Source organism: Variovorax sp. N23, from assembly GCF_025486315.1.
Classification (GTDB): Bacteria; Pseudomonadota; Gammaproteobacteria; order Burkholderiales; family Burkholderiaceae_C; genus Variovorax.
Map to the genome: position 1 here is coordinate 20386 of NZ_JAOOPY010000020.1, position 18384 is coordinate 38769.

At 68.7% G+C, this 18384-nt stretch carries 20 protein-coding genes; 6 read left to right on the forward strand and 14 right to left on the reverse strand.

What is annotated here, in order from left to right; translation table 11 throughout:
• Positions 1-2: 2 nt before the first annotated feature.
• From N8A90_RS23010 to N8A90_RS23020, 3 genes are all read left to right on the forward strand, one after another.
• On the forward strand, positions 3-989 hold the full coding sequence (locus N8A90_RS23010) for a transglutaminase family protein (RefSeq protein ID WP_262077553.1): 987 nt from the start codon (positions 3-5) through the stop codon (positions 987-989).
• A 61-nt stretch (positions 990-1050) separates the two neighbouring features.
• Positions 1051-1509 carry a RidA family protein gene (locus N8A90_RS23015; RefSeq protein ID WP_262077554.1) on the forward strand — a complete coding sequence of 153 codons (459 nt, stop codon included), beginning with the start codon at positions 1051-1053 and terminating at the stop codon, positions 1507-1509.
• 33 nt (positions 1510-1542) lie between these two features.
• The gene (locus tag N8A90_RS23020) at positions 1543-2307 is read left to right on the forward strand and encodes a GNAT family N-acetyltransferase (protein ID WP_262077555.1); all 765 of its coding nucleotides are present in this window, start codon (positions 1543-1545) and stop codon (positions 2305-2307) included.
• Positions 2308-2325: 18 nt separating this feature from the next.
• Here N8A90_RS23020 and N8A90_RS23025 read toward each other — a convergent pair whose 3' ends face one another.
• From N8A90_RS23025 to N8A90_RS23055, 7 genes are read right to left on the reverse strand one after another with little or no spacing between them, the layout of a single operon-like run.
• Positions 2326-3474, reverse strand: coding sequence for a M20 family metallopeptidase (locus tag N8A90_RS23025; RefSeq protein WP_262077556.1), 1149 nt, complete (start codon positions 3472-3474; stop codon positions 2326-2328).
• On the reverse strand, positions 3471-4874 hold the full coding sequence (locus N8A90_RS23030; RefSeq protein ID WP_262077557.1) for a M20 family metallopeptidase: 1404 nt from the start codon (positions 4872-4874) through the stop codon (positions 3471-3473). The genes N8A90_RS23025 and N8A90_RS23030 overlap by 4 nt, the downstream gene beginning before the upstream one ends.
• A gap of 37 nt (positions 4875-4911) precedes the next feature.
• Entirely contained in the window at positions 4912-5778 is an 867-nt protein-coding gene (locus tag N8A90_RS23035) for an ATP-binding cassette domain-containing protein (protein ID WP_262077558.1), read from the reverse strand.
• Positions 5775-6764 carry an ABC transporter ATP-binding protein gene (locus N8A90_RS23040; RefSeq protein ID WP_262077559.1) on the reverse strand — a complete coding sequence of 330 codons (990 nt, stop codon included), beginning with the start codon at positions 6762-6764 and terminating at the stop codon, positions 5775-5777. Before N8A90_RS23040 ends, N8A90_RS23035 begins: the two co-directional genes overlap by 4 nt.
• 11 nt (positions 6765-6775) lie before the next feature.
• Positions 6776-7696 carry an ABC transporter permease gene (locus tag N8A90_RS23045; RefSeq protein WP_262077560.1) on the reverse strand — a complete coding sequence of 307 codons (921 nt, stop codon included), beginning with the start codon at positions 7694-7696 and terminating at the stop codon, positions 6776-6778.
• A 9-nt stretch (positions 7697-7705) separates the two neighbouring features.
• Positions 7706-8623 carry an ABC transporter permease gene (locus N8A90_RS23050; protein WP_262077561.1) on the reverse strand — a complete coding sequence of 306 codons (918 nt, stop codon included), beginning with the start codon at positions 8621-8623 and terminating at the stop codon, positions 7706-7708.
• A 27-nt stretch (positions 8624-8650) separates the two neighbouring features.
• Positions 8651-10180: an ABC transporter substrate-binding protein gene (locus tag N8A90_RS23055; protein ID WP_262077562.1), complete on the reverse strand. Its 1530-nt coding sequence runs from the start codon at positions 10178-10180 to the stop codon at positions 8651-8653.
• A 173-nt stretch (positions 10181-10353) separates the two neighbouring features.
• Between N8A90_RS23055 and N8A90_RS23060 the strand changes: the two genes are divergently transcribed.
• The gene (locus tag N8A90_RS23060; RefSeq protein WP_262077563.1) at positions 10354-11277 is read left to right on the forward strand and encodes a LysR family transcriptional regulator; all 924 of its coding nucleotides are present in this window, start codon (positions 10354-10356) and stop codon (positions 11275-11277) included.
• Between the two features lie 12 nt (positions 11278-11289).
• On the opposite strand, the gene N8A90_RS23065 is transcribed toward N8A90_RS23060, so the two are convergent.
• The gene (locus tag N8A90_RS23065; protein WP_262077564.1) at positions 11290-11721 is read right to left on the reverse strand and encodes a hypothetical protein; all 432 of its coding nucleotides are present in this window, start codon (positions 11719-11721) and stop codon (positions 11290-11292) included.
• 25 nt (positions 11722-11746) lie between these two features.
• The gene (locus tag N8A90_RS23070) at positions 11747-12763 is read right to left on the reverse strand and encodes a 1-aminocyclopropane-1-carboxylate deaminase (protein WP_262077565.1); all 1017 of its coding nucleotides are present in this window, start codon (positions 12761-12763) and stop codon (positions 11747-11749) included.
• Positions 12764-12911: 148 nt separating this feature from the next.
• Between N8A90_RS23070 and N8A90_RS23075 the strand changes: the two genes are divergently transcribed.
• Positions 12912-13424 (forward strand): Lrp/AsnC family transcriptional regulator, encoded by a 513-nt coding sequence (locus N8A90_RS23075; RefSeq protein WP_262077566.1) that lies wholly within the window; start codon positions 12912-12914, stop codon positions 13422-13424.
• A 165-nt stretch (positions 13425-13589) separates the two neighbouring features.
• Entirely contained in the window at positions 13590-13826 is a 237-nt protein-coding gene (locus N8A90_RS23080; RefSeq protein ID WP_262077567.1) for a hypothetical protein, read from the forward strand.
• Positions 13827-13853: 27 nt separating this feature from the next.
• Here N8A90_RS23080 and N8A90_RS23085 read toward each other — a convergent pair whose 3' ends face one another.
• The 5 genes from N8A90_RS23085 to N8A90_RS23105 are packed head-to-tail and all read right to left on the reverse strand — an operon-like array spanning position 13854 to position 18370.
• Positions 13854-14912, reverse strand: coding sequence for a LacI family DNA-binding transcriptional regulator (locus N8A90_RS23085; protein ID WP_262077568.1), 1059 nt, complete (start codon positions 14910-14912; stop codon positions 13854-13856).
• The gene (locus N8A90_RS23090; protein ID WP_262077569.1) at positions 14909-15898 is read right to left on the reverse strand and encodes a 2-hydroxyacid dehydrogenase; all 990 of its coding nucleotides are present in this window, start codon (positions 15896-15898) and stop codon (positions 14909-14911) included. The genes N8A90_RS23085 and N8A90_RS23090 overlap by 4 nt, the downstream gene beginning before the upstream one ends.
• Entirely contained in the window at positions 15895-16845 is a 951-nt protein-coding gene (locus N8A90_RS23095; RefSeq protein ID WP_262077570.1) for a sugar kinase, read from the reverse strand. The genes N8A90_RS23090 and N8A90_RS23095 overlap by 4 nt, the downstream gene beginning before the upstream one ends.
• Positions 16846-16847: 2 nt before the next feature.
• Positions 16848-17594 carry a sugar phosphate isomerase/epimerase family protein gene (locus N8A90_RS23100; RefSeq protein ID WP_262077571.1) on the reverse strand — a complete coding sequence of 249 codons (747 nt, stop codon included), beginning with the start codon at positions 17592-17594 and terminating at the stop codon, positions 16848-16850.
• Positions 17594-18370: an amino acid ABC transporter ATP-binding protein gene (locus N8A90_RS23105; protein WP_410087738.1), complete on the reverse strand. Its 777-nt coding sequence runs from the start codon at positions 18368-18370 to the stop codon at positions 17594-17596. The genes N8A90_RS23100 and N8A90_RS23105 overlap by 1 nt, the downstream gene beginning before the upstream one ends.
• Positions 18371-18384 lie beyond the last annotated feature (14 nt).

Here is an 18384-nt window from a genome sequence, read left to right on the forward strand (position 1 = left end):
CCATGCTGCTGCACGTCACCCACGAAACACGCTACGACTATGCGCCCCCGGTCGAGACGGCGCAGCACCTGGCGCACCTCAAGCCGCGCGAAACGCCGTCGCAGCGGCTGGTGAGCCATGCGCTGTCGATCACGCCCGCGCCGGCGCAGCAGAACGAATCGCCCGACCTCTACGGCAACACCCGCGCCTTCTTCGCGCTCGAATCGACCCACGAGGAACTGGTGGTCACGGCCGAGAGCGTGGTCGAGACCTCCACGCCGGTGCTGGCCGCCAGCATCGCGCGCGAGCTGCCCTGGGAAGAGGTGCGCGAGCGCTTCCGCTACCGCAAGGGTTCGCGCTTCGATGCCGCGTCCGACTTCGTCTTCCCGTCGCGCTACGTGCCGCGCCACGACGACTTCGCCACCTATGCGCGGCCCAGCTTCGCGCCCGGCCGGCCGACCTTCGACGTCGCCACCGACCTGATGCAGCGCATGTACCACGACTTCGACTACGACGCGGGCAGCACCGAGATCAGCACGCCGGCCGTCGAGGCGCTGGCGCAGCGCAAGGGCGTGTGCCAGGACTTCGCACACATCCTCATCGCCTGCTTCCGCACCATGGGCCTGCCGGCGCGCTACGTCAGCGGCTACCTGCTGACGCAGCCGCCCCCCGGCCAGCCGCGGCTGGTGGGCGCCGATGCCTCGCATGCGTGGGTGTCGGTCTACCTGCCCGGCGCCGACGGCCCCGGTGACTGGGCCGACTTCGACCCGACCAACGGCCGCCAGCCCGGCGAGGACTACGTGACGCTGGCCATCGGCCGCGACTACGCCGACGTGTCGCCGATGCGCGGCGTGCTGCATGGCGGCGCGCGCCACACGCTCGACGTCGGCGTCACGGTGCGGCCGCTCGAGGAACTGCGGGCCGAGGCGGCCGCTGCGGCGCGCTCTGTCGACGGTTCGCAGTCGCAGTCGCAATCGCAATCGCAAAGCCAGTCGCAATCGCCATCCTGATCGCGCACCGGGTCACCGCGCGTCCGTTAACCTCGGATACTTTTCATCCGGAGCGATTTCCATGAGCGTTTACGACAAACTCACCCAACTCGGCATCGAACTGCCGCCCGTCTCGGTGCCCGCCGCGGCCTATGTGCCCTTCGCCAAGACCGGCAACCTGGTCTTCCTCTCGGGCCATGTGGCGAAGAAGGACGGCAAGCCCTGGGTCGGCAAGCTGGGCGAGAACATCACGACCGAAGAAGGCAAGCTGGCCGCCCGCGCCGTCGCCGTCGACCTGCTCGGCACGCTGCATGCGGCCACCGGCGACCTGAACAAGATCACCCGCATCGTCAAGGTGATGAGCCTGGTGAATTCCACCCTGTCCTTCACCGAACAGCACCTGGTGACCAACGGCGCGAGCGAGTTGCTGGCCGAAGTGTTCGGCGCCGAAAAGGGTGCGCATGCACGCAGCGCCTTCGGCGTGGCGCAGATCCCGATGGGGTGCTGCGTCGAGATCGAGCTGATCGCCGAAATCGGGTGATGCGCTCGATGGCCTCGTGAGCAAGGCCGTGGGATGAGGCCGGTGAACCTGGCCATCGTCCGCGCCTTCGAAGAGCGCAGTTTCAACGCCTGGCCCGCGCGCCAGACCGTGCTCTTCAACGGCTGGCTATTTCGCATGGCCGGCGGCTTCACCAAGCGTGCGAATTCGGTCAATGCGATCGAACCCGGCGCCCGCTTCGGCGGTGTGCGCGCCGCTGCCGAGGCACTCTACGAACGGCACGGGCTGCCGGCCATCTTCCGGCTGTCTCCGCTGGCACCGACCGAAGCCGACGCCGAGCTAGCCGATGCAGGCTATGCGACGTTCGACCCGACGAGTGTGGCCGTGTCGTCGTTGGCCAGTGCCGAGCGGCACGCCTCGGTCCACATCGCATCGGCATCGATGCCCGAGTGGCTGGACGGCTTCGCTGCAGCGAATGGCATCGCTGCTTCGCACCGGCCCATGCACGACTCGATCGTGCATGCCATTGCCCTGCCCACCGCGTTCGCAACACTGCACGCACATGGCCAGCCCATCGGCTTCGGCCTTGCGGTGCTGGAGCGCGGCGCCGTGGGCCTCTACGACATCGTGATCGATCCGTCGAAACGCAGGCACGGCCATGGCGGCACGCTGACGCGCGCACTGCTGCACTGGGCGCGCGAGCAGGGCGCGACATCGGCCTACCTGCAGGTGCGCGAGCAGAACGAGGCCGCCCGACGCCTCTACGCCGGGCTCGGCTTCGAAGACCTGTACCGCTATCACTACCGGGTGCCGCCCATCGCACCCACGCGGTCAAGCTAACTGGGGCCTGCAGGCGTTCTACGCGGTCAGGCCGGCGATCGTCGCCAGCAGCGCCTGCGCACGCGGCACCAGCGTGTCGAGGCAGCAGTACTCCTGATCGGTGTGCGCCTTGGCGCCGACCGGGCCGACGCCGCACAGCGTCGGGATGCCGAGCGAGGCGGTGAAGCCCGCGTCGGAGCAGCCGCCGGTGAACTCGCCTTCCACTGCGAAGCCGATCTTTGCGGCGCTCGCCTGGTAGCGGGCCAGGAGTTCCTCGCTCCACTTCGGTTCGAGCGGCAGGAACTCCGAAGTCTGCGTCACGGTGGCTACCGTCCCCGGAACACCCGGCTCGGCCACGATCTCGCGGATGCGCGCGAACAGCGTTTCGCGCTGTTCCAGCGTGCAGAAGCGCACGTCGAGCCTGCCCTGCGCCGACGGTGCCACGGTGTTGCTCGACATGCCGCCGCTGATGAGGCCGACGTTGGCCGTGATGCCGGCGTCGTAGTCGGTCAGCGCATGCAGCGCCTGGATCTTGCGCGCCAGGGTTTCGATGGCGCTTGCGCCGTCGGCGTGGTTCATGCCGGCATGCGCGGCGCGGCCGGTGACGTCGATGACGAAATTGGCGCCGCCCTTGCGCGCGGTCACGAGGTTGCCGCTGACCCGGCCCGGCTCGGCATTGAAGGCGGCCCGCGCGCCGCGCGCGTGCGCCTCGATGGCGATGCGGCCGCGTTGCGAGCCGATCTCCTCGTCGGCGGTGAACAGACCCAGCACCGGGAACGGCAACGGCGCCATGCGGCGCAGCGCCATGAGCACGAAGCACTGCAGCACCAGGCCGGATTTCATGTCCGACACGCCGGGGCCGTAGCCACGATCGCCGTCGACACGCCACGGTCGTTGCAGCACCGTGCCCGTCGGGAACACCGTGTCGCGGTGGCCCATCAGCACCACCGGCGCCTGCGACGCGTCGAGGCCCGGCAGGCGCGCGAGCAGCACGTCGCCGTCGGCCTGGTGCGTCGCCTCGATGTCGTCGGCGAGCAGCCAGCCGCGCATGGCGTCGGCCACGCGGTCGGTGCCGGCCTTGTCGTGGCTGTTGGAGTCGATGTCGACCAGATCGGCCAGCGCGGTCTGCATGGCGCCGCGCTGGTCGGCGAGCCAGGCGATGGCGGCTTCGCGTTGTGCGGCGCTCATCGACGGTCCTTGAAGACGCCAGGGCCTTCTTCCGCCAGGTCCCAGAACAGGCCCGCCATGATGTGCAGCGACTCGCGCGTCACGTCGGCCAGGATGTGTTCGTTGGGCGCATGCTGCGAACACGCCGGGTAGGAATGCGGCACCCACAGCGTTGGCAGGCCCAGCGTTTCGGAGAACACCTCGTTGGGCAGCGAGCCGCCCAGATTCGGAAGCAGCGCGGGCCGTTGGCCGGTGCTGCGCTCGATGGAGGCAAGGCCCCAGCGCACCCAGGCGTCGTCGGGGTCGAGCCGAGTGGCAGCCATGCGCACGTCGGTCTTGCGCAGCTCGACGTCGTCGAAGCCGTGCGCGTCCAGGTGCGCGCGGATGTGGTCGAGGAAATGGGTGTGGTCGCTGCCGACGACATAGCGCATGTGGCAATGGGCGCGCGCCTCCGACGGGATCGCATGCACCGGCATGGCCGGGTTGCCGGTGGTGAAGGCCAGCACCTCGAAGCTGTTCCAGCCGAGCACCCGCTCGGCGGCCGACATGCCGGGCTCGCCCCAGTCCGGATCGATCTCGGGGTCGTTCACGTCGCCGCCGACCGCGATGTCCTTCAGCGCGGCGCGCACGCTCTCGGGCAGTTCCTTCGGCAGCAACCCGGGCACGAGGATGCGGCCCTTGGCATCGACCAGGCTGGCGATGGCATGCGCCAGGCGGATGCCGGGGTTGCGCAGCAGGCCGCCCCAGTTGCCCGAATGGTGGCCGCCCTCGCGCAGCTTCAGGTGCAGGTCGAAGTTGAAGACGCCGCGCGAGCCGAGGAACATGGTGGCACGCGAGGCCGACACGCGCGGGCCGTCGGAGGCGATGAACAGGTCGGCCGCAAGCAGTTCGCTGTTCGCCGCGCAGACCTCGTTGAGGCCCGGCGAACCGTCCTCTTCGCCCATCTCCAGGATGATCTTCACGTTGTAGCCCAGCTTGCCGCCGCGCACCGCGAGCACCTGCTCCAGCGCCGTGAGGTTGATGGTGTGCTGGCCCTTGTTGTCGGCGGTGCCGCGGCCGTACCAGCGGTTGCCTTCGACCACGATCTCCCACGGCTTCAGCCCGGCGCGCCATTGCGCGTCGTAACCGCGCACCACGTCGCCGTGGCCGTAAGTCAGCAGCGTGAAGGCCGCACCAGCCTCGATGCGCTCCGCCAGCAGGAAGGGGCTCTTGCCGGCGATGGGGTTGTCGACCACGCGGCAGCTGAAGCCCAGCGCCCCGAGCTGCGGTGCGATCTCGTCGTCGAGATAGGACCGCAGGATGGGGCCGCTGGCGGCGTCCTGGCTTTCGGTACGGAAGGCGACGCGGCGCGCCAGCGTCTGCTGGAAGCGTCCGTCGTCGAAGCGGGCCAGCGTCTGGTCGATGGCTTGTTGGCGGCTCATGGCAATGTCTCGGATGAAGGGGTGAAGGAAGGGAGGATCATGCGACGGCGAGCGGCAGTTCGCGTTCGATGTCCGGAATGCCCAGGCCCGGCTCGGGCGTGAGGGCCGACGCCAGCAGCATGCGGGTGTAGGCGTGTTCGGGTCGCGCGAAGATCTGCTCGCGGGTGCCGAGCTCGACGATGCGGCCGCGGTGCATCACCGCCACGCGGTCGACCAGGTGCTCGACCACGCCGAGGTCGTGGCTGATGAAGAGGTAGGTCAGGCCGAACTCGGCCTTCAGGTCGAGCAGCAGGTTCAGGATCTGCGCCTGCACCGACACGTCCAGCGCCGAGGTCGGCTCGTCGCAGATCAGGATCTCGGGCCGCAGCACCAGGGCCCGCGCGATGGCCACCCGCTGGCGTTGCCCGCCGGAGAGCTGGTTCGGGTACTGGCTGTGCGTGCGCTCGGGCATGCCGACCAGGTCGAGCATCTCCTTGACGCGCTTCTTCTGGTCGGCATGCGTGCCGACCCGGTGCAGCCGCAACGGCACGCCGACGATGTCGGCCACGGTGCGGCGCGGATTCAGCGACGAGTACGGGTCCTGGAAGATCGGCTGCACCGAGCGCGCCAGGGCCTTGCGCCGGGTCGGGTCGATCTCGCGCCCGTTGATCAGCACGTTGCCCGACGTCGGTGCGAGCAAGCCCAGCAGCATCTTGGCCAGCGTGCTCTTGCCGCAGCCCGACTCGCCGACCAGGCCCAAAGTCTCGCCTTTGCGGATGCGCAGCGACACGTCGTCGACGGCCTTGATCTCGCCGGGCGCGCGGAACAGGCCGCGCTTGAGCTGGTAGACGCGGGTCAGCGCGCACAGCTCCAATGCGACGTCGTCGCCAGACGAGATCTGAGTGGGGTTGATCACTGCGCTCACGCGGCCTCCGCCATCTCGGCCTGCGCATGCACGCAGCGCACGGCATGCCGGTCGTTCAAGGCGACGTACGGTGGCGTCTCCGAACAGGCCGGCTGCACCACCGCACAGCGGTTGGCGAAGGCGCAGCCCCGCACCTCGCCCACCAGGCTCGGCACCACGCCGGGAATCGCCTGCAGATGGCTGCCCGGCGGCGTCTTGCCGCGCACCGGGATGCAGTTGAGCAGGCCGCGTGTGTAGGGGTGCGTCGGCCGCGCGAACAGTTCGCCGACGGGCGCCGTCTCGATCACCTCGCCGGCGTACATCACGGCCACGCGATCGGCGATGCGCGCCACCACGCCGAGGTCGTGGGTGATGAAGACCACGGCGGTGCCGAACTCCTTCTGCAGCTCGCGGATCAGCCGCAGGATCTGCGCCTGGATGGTCACGTCGAGGGCGGTCGTGGGCTCGTCGGCGATGATCAGGTCGGGGCCGCACATCAGCGCCATGGCGATCATCACGCGCTGGCGCAGCCCGCCCGAGAGCTGGTGCGGGTACTGGCGCATGCGGTCGGCGGCCTGCGGCACGCCTGCGCGCTCGAGCAGGTGCACGGCGCGGTCGCGCGCTTCGGCGGCCGTCACCTTGCGGTGGGCGCGCAGCGCCTCGCACAGCTGGTCGCCCAGCGTGTACGAGGGGTTGAGCGAGGTCATCGGCTCCTGGAAGATCATCGCCATGCGCGCGCCGCGCAGCGCGGTCATGCCCTTCTCGGGCAGCGTCTGCAGGTCGACGCCGTCGAAGCGGATGTGGTCGGCCGTGCGCACCGCCTTGCGCGGCAGCAGGCCCATCAGCGCGAGCGAGGTCATCGACTTGCCGCAGCCCGATTCGCCGACCAGGCACAGCATCTCGCCGCGGTCGACGTGGAAGTCGATGCCGCGCACGGCATGCAGCAGGCCGCGGTCGGTGGGCAGGTCGACGCGCAGGTTCTTCACGTCCAGCAAGGGAGTGTTCATGGCGATGCCTTTCAGTTGCGGCCGTCGGGCGCGGTCAGGTCGCGGATGCCGTCGCCCACGAGGTTGATGGCCAGCACCAGCAGCGCCAGCACCACGCCGGGGATCAGGATCACCCAGGGCTGGAAGAACATGTAGGCCTTGCCTTCGGCCACCATCAGTCCCCACGACGGCGTGGGCGGCTGCACGCCAAGGCCGAGAAAGGACAGCGTGGATTCGAGCAGGATCGCGTGCGCCATCTCCAGCGTGGCCACCACGGTGAGCGCACTCATCAGGTTGGGCAGCAGCTCGCGCAGCAGGATGTAGGGTGTGGACGCGCCCAGCGCCTTCGCCGCCGCGATGAATTCGGCGTCGCGCAACTGCTGCGTGGCCGAGCGCGTGACGATGGCGAAGCGGTCCCACAGCAGCAGGCCGAGCAGCAGGATCACCACCTGCAGCGAACCACCGACCAGCGACGCCATGGCCAGCGCCACCAGCACCACCGGCATGGCCAGGCGCGTGGTGATGATGTAGCTGATGACCGCATCGACCCGGCCGCCGTAGTAGCCGGCCAGCACACCGAGCGTGGTGCCGATCACACCCGCGATCACCGCCGTGACCAAGCCGATGATGAGCGACACGCGCGCACCGAAAAGCAGCCGGCTCAGGTAGTCGCGGCCCAGCTTGTCGGTGCCGAGCAGATGGTCCCACGTGCCCTTGTCGTGCCAGATCGGCGGGATGAGCCGGCGCGTGACGTCCTGCGCATACGGGTCGTGCGGCGCGAGCCAGGGCGCGAACAGCGCGGCCAGCGCGATGACGGCCAGCATCACCGCGCCGATGGTCAGGCCGTGCTGGCCGAGCACGCGACGCAGCAGGCGGCGCCAGGCGGCGGTGGGCGGCAGGGCCAGCGTGGCAGGCTTGGTCATGGCGGGGGAAGGCAATGCAGATGTGTTCATCGCGGTTCCTCAGCGTGTACGCATGCGCGGATCGAGCGCGGCATTCAGCACGTCGGCCACGAAGGTCAGGCCGATGTAGAACACCGCGATGATGAGCACCACCGCCTGCACCACCGGGTAGTCGTTGCGCGAGATCGAGTCCCACGCCAGCTGCCCCAGGCCCTGCATCGAGTACACCGACTCGATGACCACCGAGCCGCCGAGCATGAAGCCCAGCTCCACCGCGGCCAGCGCCACCACCGGGATGATCGCGTTGCGCAGCGCATGCTTGAAGACCACGCGCGCCGGACTCAGGCCCTTGGCGCGCGCAGTGCGGATGTAGTCGGAGCCGAGCACGTCGAGCATGCCGGCGCGCGTGAGCCGCATCATGGCCGGCATGGCGTAGTAGCCCAGCGCCACGGCCGGCAGCACGAAGTGTTGCCAGCTGGTGTTGCCCGACACCGGCAGCCACTTGAGCCCGACCGAGAACACGATGATCAGCGTCAGCGCGAACCAGAAGGTCGGCATCGCCTGCCCCACCACCGCCACCATCAGCGAGAGGCGATCGATCCAGGTGTCGCGGTAGATGGCGGCCAGCACGCCCAGCGGAATCGCCACCAGCACCGCCAGCAGCAGCGCCACGCCGCCGAGCTTGAGCGTGATCGGCAGACGTTCGCCTATCAGCTCGACCACCGTGTTCTGGAAGTAGAACGAACGCCCGAAGTCCAGCCGCGCAGCCGCACCGAGCCAGTCGAAGAACTGCGCCGTGATCGGCCGGTCGAGCCCGTACTGCACGCGGATCTTCTCCACGTCGGCCGCGGTCGACTCGGGCCCGGCGATGGCCGTAGCCAGGTCACCCGACAGGTGCAGCAGCATGAAGCTGATGACGGCCACGGTCAGCATGACCGAGACGGCCACCAGCAGCCGGCGGAAGATGTAGATCAGCATGGCAGGGGGCCTCGCTCGACGCGCGCCTTACTTCCAGCTGACCGCGAAGAAGCGCGGCAGCTCGTCGGGCTGGGCGTCGAACTTCAGGTCCGACGTGAACGCGTAGTTGGTCGAGTACGAGAACAGCGGCGCCCACATGGCCTGCTCCGAGATGCGCTGCAGCGCCTGCGCGTACCTGGCCTTGCGCTCGGTCTTGTCGACCGTGGCGTCGGCCGTCTGCAGCAGCGCAATGGTCTGCGGGTCCTTGGCCGTGTCGTCCGGGCCGCCCTTGAAGAAGTTGCCGGCAAAAGCCGAGGCATCGTTGATCGAGAACGAACCCCAGGCCTGGAAGGTCAGCGGCGCACGGCCGGACCGCACCTCGTTGCGCAGCGCCGGGTACTGCACGAAATGCAGTCGTGCGCGGATGCCGATCTTGCGCAGGTCGCCGATCATGGCTTCGGCGTAGTCGCGCTCGCGGTACGCCCAGATGTCGGTGTCGAAGCCGTTGGGGAAACCGGCTTCGGCCAGCAGTGCCTTGGCCTTGGCCGGGTCATACGGGTACTTCACCACCTTGCCGGTTTCGCAGCCGTACTGCGTGCGAAAGCAGGTCGCATACACCGGCTGGCTGCCGCCGCGCACCAGGCTGCCGGACAGGCCCTTGCGGTTGATCGCCATGTTCACCGCCTGGCGCACCCGCACGTCCTTGAAGGGTGTGGACTCCGGCGCGGTGCCGTTGTTGTTGATGGTGATGAAGCCGACGCGCATGGTTTCGCCGCTGAGCACCGTGAGGTTGGGCGCGGCCTTGAGCGATTCGGCCTGGTCGGCGGGCACGCGCCAGATCCAGTCGACCGCGCCGGTCATGAGCTGGGCCATGCGCGCTTCGGGGTCGCGGATGACGACGAACTTCACGTTGCCGATCTTCGGCTGGCCGACGGGGCTGTCCTTGAAGTAGGCAGGGTTCTTGACCATCGTCACGCCCTGGCCCGGCGTGACGGCCGTGATCTTGTACGGGCCGGTGCCGATCGGCGCCTTGCTGTAGCCCTCGAGCCCGACCTTCTTGAAGTAGGCCCCGGGGTAGATCGGCGTCGGGCCCGAGAGGTATTCGAGCGCGGCCGGGAACGGTGTCTTGAGGTTGATGCGCACCTGGTACTCACCGATCTTCTCGACGTTCTTGATCCAGTCGGTGTTCTGACGCGTAGCGATCCTCGCATCGGGGCCGGTGACCTCGTTGAAGGTGTAGGCCACATCGTCCGCAGTGAACTTGTCGCCGTTCTGGAAGGTCACGCCCTGGCGCAACATGACGTTGAGCGCGGTGGGCGAATCCCACTTCCAGGCGGTGGCGAGTTGAGGCTTGAACTCGCCGGTCTGGGTGTCGCGGTAGATCAGCGTGTCCCACGCCATGGCGGCCAGGATCACGCCTTCGCGCATGTTGTTGTGGTACGGGCTCACGTTGTCGACCTCGCTGTCGGACGCGTAGGTGAGCGTGTCGTTGGCCTTGCCGGCGTGCGCGGTCGCGCCGGCCGCCAGTGCGATCGACAGAAGTGCGCGCCGCACCAGCGTGGTGGATAGATGCTTCATGACGAGTTCCTTGGAAGACGTTGACGAAAAGTTGAACCGGATCGCTTCGGCAATTGCAAGAATGGCGCCTCGGCAGCGTTTCATGGCTTACAGAATTTCGACATGAGCAATGCCAAAACGGCAAGGCTCCGCGCTTCCTGCGGAGGCCCTGCGCGCTCAAACTCCACGTCGCCATGGCCACCTCACCACTCGTCGCCCGCCAGCTCCAGGACACCGCCCTGCGCTACTTCCTCGAAGTCGTGCGTTGCGGTTCGATCAGCGAGGCCTCGTCGCGGCTCAACGTGGCCAGCTCGGCCATCAGCCGGCACATCGCGCAGCTCGAAGCGCTGCTGGAAGTGAGTCTGTTCGACCGGCATGCGCGCGGCATGGTGCCGAGTGCGGCGGGCGAACTGCTCGCCGTGCACGCCCTCCGGTCGGCGCACGATGCGGAGCGGGTCGTTGGCGACGTGCAAGCCCTGCAAGGCATGCAGCGCGGCCGCGTGCGCCTCGTGGCCACGGAAGGCTTCTCGATGGAGTTCCTGCCGCGCGTGATCAGCGACTTCGTGGCGCAGCACCCCGGCCTCCAGTTCCACCTGGGCGTGCATCCGCCGGCCGACTGCACGCGGCGCATCCTGCTCGGTGACGCCGACATCGGCTTCGTCATGAGCCGCGGCGCCGAGAAGGACATCAAGGTCGAACACCTCCAGCCCTCGCCCGTGCTGGCGGTGATGCGGCCCACGCATCCGCTGGTGCGCTTCAAGCAGATCAGCCTGCGGCAGCTGGTGCCCTACCCGCTCGCCCTGCCGGAGCCGGACACGACGGTGCGCCAGCTGTTCGACATCGCCTGCCATCGGCAGCGGCTGCCCGTCGAGCCGGTGCTCACCAGCAGCTACATCGCCAGCCTGCTGGGCTTCCTGCGGCACGCGCCGCTGGGCATCACGATCTGCGGCGAGATCTCGGTGCGCGAACCGATCGAGCGCGGCGAACTGGTGGCGATGCCGTTGAAGGACCGCGGGCTCGACCTGCGCAACATCGAGGTGCAGACGCTCGTCGGCCGCACGCTGTCACGCACGGCGCAGGCCTTTCTGGACTACCTCAAGACGCAGCTCGCGGCGTAGCGTCAACAGGCCTCAAATGGCGGACAGCTTCGCCCACTCGATGTCGGTCTCGACATCGAGCCGCAGTGCAGTCGCGAGCAATGCGTCGACGTCCGAGCCGGTCAGGCTGAGATAGCGCCGCCCCGCGGGCGCGAAGGCGCGGAGCATTTCGGGCCCGTCGCGCGGCCCGCGCGTGATGGCGAGGATCGGACCCTGCGTCAGCGCCATCAGGCGCTCGAAGCGGCTGCCGACCGCGGCGCCGTCGCCTTCCCGCCAGCGCCGCTCGCAGGCGATGCCGTCCTGCGCCATGCCCGCCCAGTCGTCGATGCGCCAGAGATCGACACCGATGCCGTACGAGCGCGCCAGCTCGGCCGCGACGGCCAAGGCCTCATCGACCACCTCGGCGCCGCAGACCCACTGCATGCGCCGACCCGACGCGATGGGGGCGTTCTGCAGCAAGTTCATAGCGCCCCTTAGAACGTGTGAAGGCTTAACCGTTGCGGAAGATGAAGCTGTACGCGCTCAGTGCCGGCACGCCGCCCAGGTGCGCATACAGCACCTTCGAGCCCGGCGGGAACTCGCCGAGGCGCACCTTCTCGATCATCCCGTGCATCGACTTGCCCTCGTACACCGGGTCGGTCAGCATCGCCTCGAAGCGCGCGCTCAGGCGGATCGCCTCCAGCGTTCCTTCGTTGGGCAGGCCGTACTCCGGGCCGCCGAAGCGGGTGTCGAGCACCACGTCCTTCTCGGTGATGTCGCGCCCGAGCTCGACCAGTTCGGCCGTGTTCTTCGCGATGCGAAGCACTTGGTCGTAGGTCTTCTCCGGCTTGGCCGATGCGTCGATGCCGATCACGCGGTCGGCCCGGCCGTCGGCCGCGAAGCCGACCACCATGCCGGCCTGCGTGCTGCCGGTCACGGCACAGACCACGATGTAGTCGAACTTGAAGCCCAGTTCGGCCTCCTGCTGGCGAACCTCTTCGGCGAAGGCCACGAAGCCCAGGCCGCCCTTCGGGTGCTCGGAGCAGCCGGCGGGAATCGGGAAGGGCTTGCCGCCGGCCTGGCGCACGCTCTCCATCGCGTCTTCCCAGCTCTTGCGGATGCCGATGTCGAAGCCCGCAGCGTCGAGGCGCACGTCGGCGCCCATGATGCGCGACATCTCGATGTTGCCGACCCGGTCGTACACCGCATCGGAATAGTTCACCCAGTTCTCCTGCACGAGCACGCACTTGAGGCCCAGGTGCGCCGCCACCGCCGCGACCTGGCGCGTCTGGTTCGACTGGATGCCGCCGATGGACACCAGCGTGTCATAGCCGCCTTCGAGCGCTTCGGGGATGAGGTATTCCAGCTTGCGCGTCTTGTTGCCGCCGAAGGCCAGGCCGCTGTTGCAGTCCTCGCGCTTGGCATAGAGCTCGACCTTGCCGCCCAGATGCGCACTGAGCCGCTTGAGCGGCTGGATGGGCGTGGGGCCGAAGGTTAATGGATAGCGCGGGAATTTCTGCAGATTCATGAGTGAAGTCCTGGTGAGTTCGACAGCCAATGTGTGGACTCGATCTTAGGAATGAAGCCGCGCCACAGGGTTGCAAAATAGGCGCTACTCGCCGAATCGATCGGCCTTCAGAATCCATTGATCGTTTTTTTATTGCGGAGATCGAAGCATGGTCACAACAAAACGCCGAACGCAAAGCGCCGCCGCTGCGGCGTCCCTGAAAGACACGCTGGACCGCACCGACCGGGCCATCCTGCGTGCGCTGCAGCGCGACGCGTCGGTCTCCAACGTCGCGCTGGCGGCCAAGGTGAATCTCAGCGCGCCGGCCTGCCTGCGCCGCGTGGAACGCCTCAAGGCGATGGGCATGATCCGCGGCATCGTCGCGCTGCTGGAGCCGCGTGCGCTCGACGCGGGCATGCTGGTGATGATCGGCGTGGTGCTCGACCGCTCCACGCCCGAGTCCTTCGCCGACTTCGAGAAGGCCGTGCAGAAGGTCTCCGGCTGCCTCGAATGCCACGTGGTGACCGGCGAGTTCGACTACTTCATGATGCTGCGCACGCGCGACCACGAGAGCTTCAACCGGCTGCACGCCGAGCAGCTGCTCTACCTGCCGGGCGTGCGGCAGGTGCGCAGCTTCATGGTGTTGAAGGAGGTGCTGTCGACGACGCAACTGACGGTGTAGCGCACACGGTTCCAGGCACCGGGCTCACGTCGATCGGCCGTACGACAAGCGCCGTACCTCAGCGGCCATAGGCCTTCCGTGGTCTGGTGGAGGCCGCGTGCTTCGCGGACCATCGGCGCCCGGCCCCATCCCGTCTTGCAGGGCCACCCAACCTGGTAGCCCGTCATGTTCACTTACTCGTATTCAAAAGCTCTGACCATCCTCGCGCTCGGCGCCGCACTCGCCGGCTGCGGCCCGTCGAATAAGCCACCGACCTCGCTGTTCTGGGATGTCCCGCCGCCGATCGCCAGCACCGAAGCCGTGCTGGTGGCGGGCGCCGCCTACATCGGCGACGTGTTCGCCGAAGCGGAGCAGCAGCTCAAGCAGGCGGGCGAACCGTCGGAACCGGCACCGAGCTTCTGATGCCCACCCGTGCGCGCTGGCGCGGCGCTATGGCGCGTGCAAGGAAGACGACCCGCGCACCACGAGCTCGCCGGGCAACAGCCGCTGGCGCGCTGCGCATTCGAGCCCGCGCAGGCGTTCGATCAGGCAGCCGGCCGCTGCGCGACCGATCTCGTCGGTCGGCTGCGCCAGCGTCGTGAGGCCTGGGCCGATCAACGGCGCCCATTCGGGATCGTCGAAGCCGACGAAGCCCAGCTCGCGGCCGAAGTGCCAGCCCAGCTGCGTCATGGCCGCCGCCACGCGCAACGTGACCACCGCATTACCCGCGATCACCGCGGCCTGGCGCCGCCCGCGCCTGGCGCGCTGGTGCAGGGCCCGCAGCGCCGCTTCCAGGCCCGCGGTGTCGCCCTCCTCGCTCTCGAAGACCTCGCCCTTGACCTGCGGCGCGTGCGCCGTCACGCAGTCGTGGAAGGCCGCGGCCCGCTCGCGCCGCGTGCTCACGCCCTTCTGCGGCTCGGTGATGTAGAGCAGCTCGCGCCAGCCGCCGCCCCGCAGATGCTCGCAGACCTGTGCCATCGCGCCTGCGTTGTCGAGCGAGACGAAGTCCGCGTGCATGCCTGCATGGCGCCGATCGACCAGGACCGCCGGCTTGCCGTGCAGCGCCACCGCGTCGACCGCGCCCGCACCGCGGCCCAGCGTGTTGAGGATGAAGCCGTCAACCTGGTAACCCGCCAGCGCATCGATAGCTTCGCGCTCTCGCCCGCTCTCGTTGCCGAGGTTGAACAGCATCACGAGGTAGCCGGCGTCCTGGCAGGCCTTCTCGGCGCCGCGCAGCACGGCCACCGAATAGGGGTTGGTGATGTCGGCCACGATCAGGCCGATGAGGCGCGACTTGCCGCGGCTCAGGGCCTGTGCCATCGGACTCGGTGAATAGCCGAGCGCGGCGATGGCCGTCTCGACCCGCGTCGCGATGTCGGGGCTCAGCAGGCGTTCGCGGTGGTTGAGGAAGCGCGATACCGTCGCCTTCGACACGCCCGCGGCGGCCGCCACGTCGGCGATGGTGGCCCGCTGGCCGGCGGGCTTGGGGCGCGGCGCGCGGGTGCTCACACGGCCGCCGTGTCGTAGACGGCGCCCGGCCGTTCACCGGCCAGCGCCTGCAGCAGGTTGGTGGTCGCGAGCTCGGCCATCGCATGGCGCGTCTCGTGCGTGGCGGAGCCGATGTGCGGCAGCGGCGTGACGCGCGGGTGCGTGCGCAGGGCCGAATCCATCGGTAGCGGCTCCTTGGCGAACACGTCGAGGCCAGCGGCACGCAGATGGCCGCTGTCGAGCGCGGCGAGCAACGCGGCTTCGTTCACCGTGGCGCCGCGGCCGCCGTTGATGAAGATGGCGCCCGGCTTCATCGCAGCGAAGAGTTGGGCATCGATCATGCCGCGCGTGGCATCGGACAAGGGCAGCATCGCGACCACGAAGTCGGCGCGCGCCAGCAGGTCGTTCAGCGGCGTGTGGGTCGCGCGGCCTTGCAGCTCCGGCGCCTGCGCGGCCAGATCGACCGGCCGGCGCGCGTGGTAGAGCACCGGCATGCCGAAGCCGAGCGCCGCGCGGCGGGCGATGGCCTGCCCGATGCGGCCGAAGCCCAGCAGGCCGATCGTCTTGCCATGCACGTCGAAGCCGAACAGGTCTTCGCCGATGTTCTTCGTCCAGCGGCCCTCGCGCACGAGGTTGGCCAGTTCGACCACGCGGCGGCTGGTCGCCATCAGCAACGCGAACACGGTGTCGGCCACCGTCTCGTCGAGCACGCCGGGCGTGTGGCACAGCACGATGCCGCGCGTGTGAAGGTCGGCCAGCGCGTAGTTGTCGACGCCGACCGACACGCTGGAGATGACTTCGAGCTGCGGCGCGCGCTCGAGCAGCGCGGCATCGACCGGGTAGCTGGAGCCGATGAGTCCGTGCGCGGTCGGCAGCGCGGCGTCGAAGGCGGCGAGGTCGTGCTTCGGGTCGGCCACCACGACATGGTGCGCAGCCTGCAGGCGCGCCAGCTGGTCGGGCGGCAGTTCGCGAAAGACGACGATGTTCTTCTTGCTCGATGCGTTCACAGTCCGGCCTCCTCCAGTTGCGCCCGCGTCGGCAGGCCTTCGGTATCCCCCAGCACCTGCACGGCCCGCGCGCCGATCCAGCAGCCGCGGCGCACTGCGTCGGGCACGCTGCGGCCTTCGAGCAGGGCGCTGATCACGCCCGCCGCGAAGCCATCGCCAGCGCCCACGGTGTCGATCACTTCCTTGACCGGAAAGCCCGCCACGCGACCGGTGCCGGCCACGTCGCTGTCGTAGTACGCGCCCTCGGCGCCGAGCTTGACGACGACCAGCTTGGCGCCGAGCTGGCGATAGAACCGCGCAACGCCTTCGGGTGTGCTTTCGCCGGTGAGCAGCACGCCCTCTTCCATGCCCGGCAGCACCCAGTCGGCGCGTGACGCGAGGTCGTTGATGGCGCTGCGCATCGCCTCGGTCGATGCCCACAACGTGGGGCGCAGGTTCGGGTCGAAGGAGATGGTGCGGCCGGCGGCGCGCATCACGTCCATGGTCTTGATCGCGGCCGGCAGCGTGGTCGCCGAGATGGCCGGGAACACGCCGGTGGCGTGCAGGTGACGGGCGGAAGTGAGCCAGGCCACGTCGACATCGTCGACCGTCATCTGGCTCGCGGCCGAGCCCTTGCGGTGGTACTCGACCGGCGGGTCGCTGCCGTCGGTGACGCGGCCCTTGAACTGGAAGCCGGTCTTCTGCGTCGCATCGCAGATGACGTGCGAACAGTCGATGCCCTCCGCCTTCATCGTCGCGAGCAGGCAGCGGCCCATCGAGTCGGTGCCGAGCCGGCTGGCCCAGCCGACCTTGAGGCCCAGGCGCGACAGGCCGATGGCCACGTTGGTCTCGGCGCCGGCGGTGCGCTTGTGGAAGGACTGCGCGTCTTCCAGCGGGCCGGGCCGGTCGGCCACCAACAGCAGCATGGCTTCGCCGAACAGGGCAACGTCGAAAGCGGTGTCAGTCATGGTCAGGCGCGGACTGCGCGGATGATGTCGATCTGCTGCCGCGTGACAGCCAGCAGGTCGTCGCCGATCAACGGGTATTCGATGGCGTGCGGCACGTCGGCCGGCAATGCGCGCAGCACGGCACGCCAAGGTGCCGCCGACTCGGTGAGCGGCACCGCCACCCACTTGGCGGGCAGCCGCTGCACGCCCTTGCAATGCACGTAGCGCACGCGATGGCCGAGGGCCTTGGCCGCTTCGAGCGGGCATTCGCCGACCCAGTGCCAGTTGCCCATGTCGAAGGTCATGCCCAGGTTCAGGCCGGCGCGGTCGGCCACGTCGAAGAAGGTCTGCAGCGCGGGCAAGGTGCCGGCGCCGACGGTCTGGTCGTTCTCGATCAGCAGCTCGATGCGCGTTTCGGACAGCGCCACCTTCAGGCCCCACAGCGAGCCGTGCGAGGACGCGCGGAAGTCGCCGATCGCCATCTTCAGGCGCTTGGCGCCGAGCGTCGTCGCCGCGGCGATGCCGCGCTGCAGGGCGGCGTTGTCGAGCCAGCCGCCTTCGGCCCACAGGCCCTCAGGGCTGCTGTAGACCGAGGCATGGCCGGCCAGTGTGGGCAGTTCGGCTGCGGGGTCGCGCAGCAGTTCGCCGCGCACCTCGACCGAATCGGCACCCGCCGCTCGCGCGAGTTGCGCGCACCACAGTTGGCCGTGCCGGCCCACCTCGGCGGCGCCGAACGAAGACAGCGAGATCAATACCGGAAGTGTGGCCATCAATGCGCCTGGTGCGAGGAAAGAATCTGCCCGAGAAACTGCCTGGTCTTCTCGTTCTGCGGGTTGCCGAAGAACTCGGTCGGTGGTGCCTGTTCGATGATCTTGCCGTCGGCCATGAAGATCACGCGGTCGGCCACGCTGCGGGCGAAGCCCATCTCGTGCGTCACGCACAGCATGGTCATGCCGTCGTCGGCCAGCGAGATCATGGTGTCGAGCACTTCCTTGACCATCTCCGGGTCGAGCGCCGAGGTGGGCTCGTCGAACAGCATGATCTTGGGCGTCATGCACAGCGCGCGCGCAATGGCCACGCGCTGCTGCTGCCCGCCGGAGAGCTGGCTCGGGTACTTCTTCGCCTGTTCGGGAATGCGCACACGGGTGAGGTACTTCATCGCCACCTCCTCGGCCTGCGCCTTGCTCATGCCGCGCGAGCGCATCGGCGCCAGCGTGCAGTTCTCGAGGATGGTGAGGTGCGGGAACAGGTTGAACTGCTGGAACACCATGCCGACCTCGGCGCGCACCGCGTCGACGTTCTTGCCGCCGGCGGTGAGGTCGATGCCGTCGACCACGATGCGGCCCTGCTGCACCGTCTCGAGCCGGTTGATGCAGCGGATGAGCGTCGACTTCCCCGAGCCCGACGGCCCGCAGATCACGATGCGCTCGCCCGCGCGCACCGCGAGGTCGATGCCGGTCAACACCTGGAATTCGCCGTACCACTTGTTCACGCCCTCGAGGCGGATGATGGGCTCGGCGCCGTTCGTCGTCACTGCGTCGGTCATGGAAGTTCCGTCAG

Coding starts and splice junctions, on each gene's coding strand:
- N8A90_RS23060 (WP_262077563.1), top strand. CDS start 10,354: ATGGCCACCTCACCACTCGTCGCCCGCCAGCTCCAGGACACCGCCCTG.
- N8A90_RS23055 (WP_262077562.1), bottom strand. CDS start 10,180: ATGAAGCATCTATCCACCACGCTGGTGCGGCGCGCACTTCTGTCGATC.
- N8A90_RS23045 (WP_262077560.1), bottom strand. CDS start 7,696: ATGAACACATCTGCATTGCCTTCCCCCGCCATGACCAAGCCTGCCACG.
- N8A90_RS23095 (WP_262077570.1), bottom strand. CDS start 16,845: ATGACTGACACCGCTTTCGACGTTGCCCTGTTCGGCGAAGCCATGCTG.
- N8A90_RS23040 (WP_262077559.1), bottom strand. CDS start 6,764: ATGAACACTCCCTTGCTGGACGTGAAGAACCTGCGCGTCGACCTGCCC.
- N8A90_RS23050 (WP_262077561.1), bottom strand. CDS start 8,623: ATGCTGATCTACATCTTCCGCCGGCTGCTGGTGGCCGTCTCGGTCATG.
- N8A90_RS23080 (WP_262077567.1), top strand. CDS start 13,590: ATGTTCACTTACTCGTATTCAAAAGCTCTGACCATCCTCGCGCTCGGC.
- N8A90_RS23020 (WP_262077555.1), top strand. CDS start 1,543: ATGAGGCCGGTGAACCTGGCCATCGTCCGCGCCTTCGAAGAGCGCAGT.
- N8A90_RS23025 (WP_262077556.1), bottom strand. CDS start 3,474: ATGAGCGCCGCACAACGCGAAGCCGCCATCGCCTGGCTCGCCGACCAG.
- N8A90_RS23075 (WP_262077566.1), top strand. CDS start 12,912: ATGGTCACAACAAAACGCCGAACGCAAAGCGCCGCCGCTGCGGCGTCC.
- N8A90_RS23070 (WP_262077565.1), bottom strand. CDS start 12,763: ATGAATCTGCAGAAATTCCCGCGCTATCCATTAACCTTCGGCCCCACG.
- N8A90_RS23030 (WP_262077557.1), bottom strand. CDS start 4,874: ATGAGCCGCCAACAAGCCATCGACCAGACGCTGGCCCGCTTCGACGAC.
- N8A90_RS23010 (WP_262077553.1), top strand. CDS start 3: ATGCTGCTGCACGTCACCCACGAAACACGCTACGACTATGCGCCCCCG.
- N8A90_RS23100 (WP_262077571.1), bottom strand. CDS start 17,594: ATGGCCACACTTCCGGTATTGATCTCGCTGTCTTCGTTCGGCGCCGCC.
- N8A90_RS23015 (WP_262077554.1), top strand. CDS start 1,051: ATGAGCGTTTACGACAAACTCACCCAACTCGGCATCGAACTGCCGCCC.
- N8A90_RS23105 (WP_410087738.1), bottom strand. CDS start 18,370: ATGACCGACGCAGTGACGACGAACGGCGCCGAGCCCATCATCCGCCTC.
- N8A90_RS23065 (WP_262077564.1), bottom strand. CDS start 11,721: ATGAACTTGCTGCAGAACGCCCCCATCGCGTCGGGTCGGCGCATGCAG.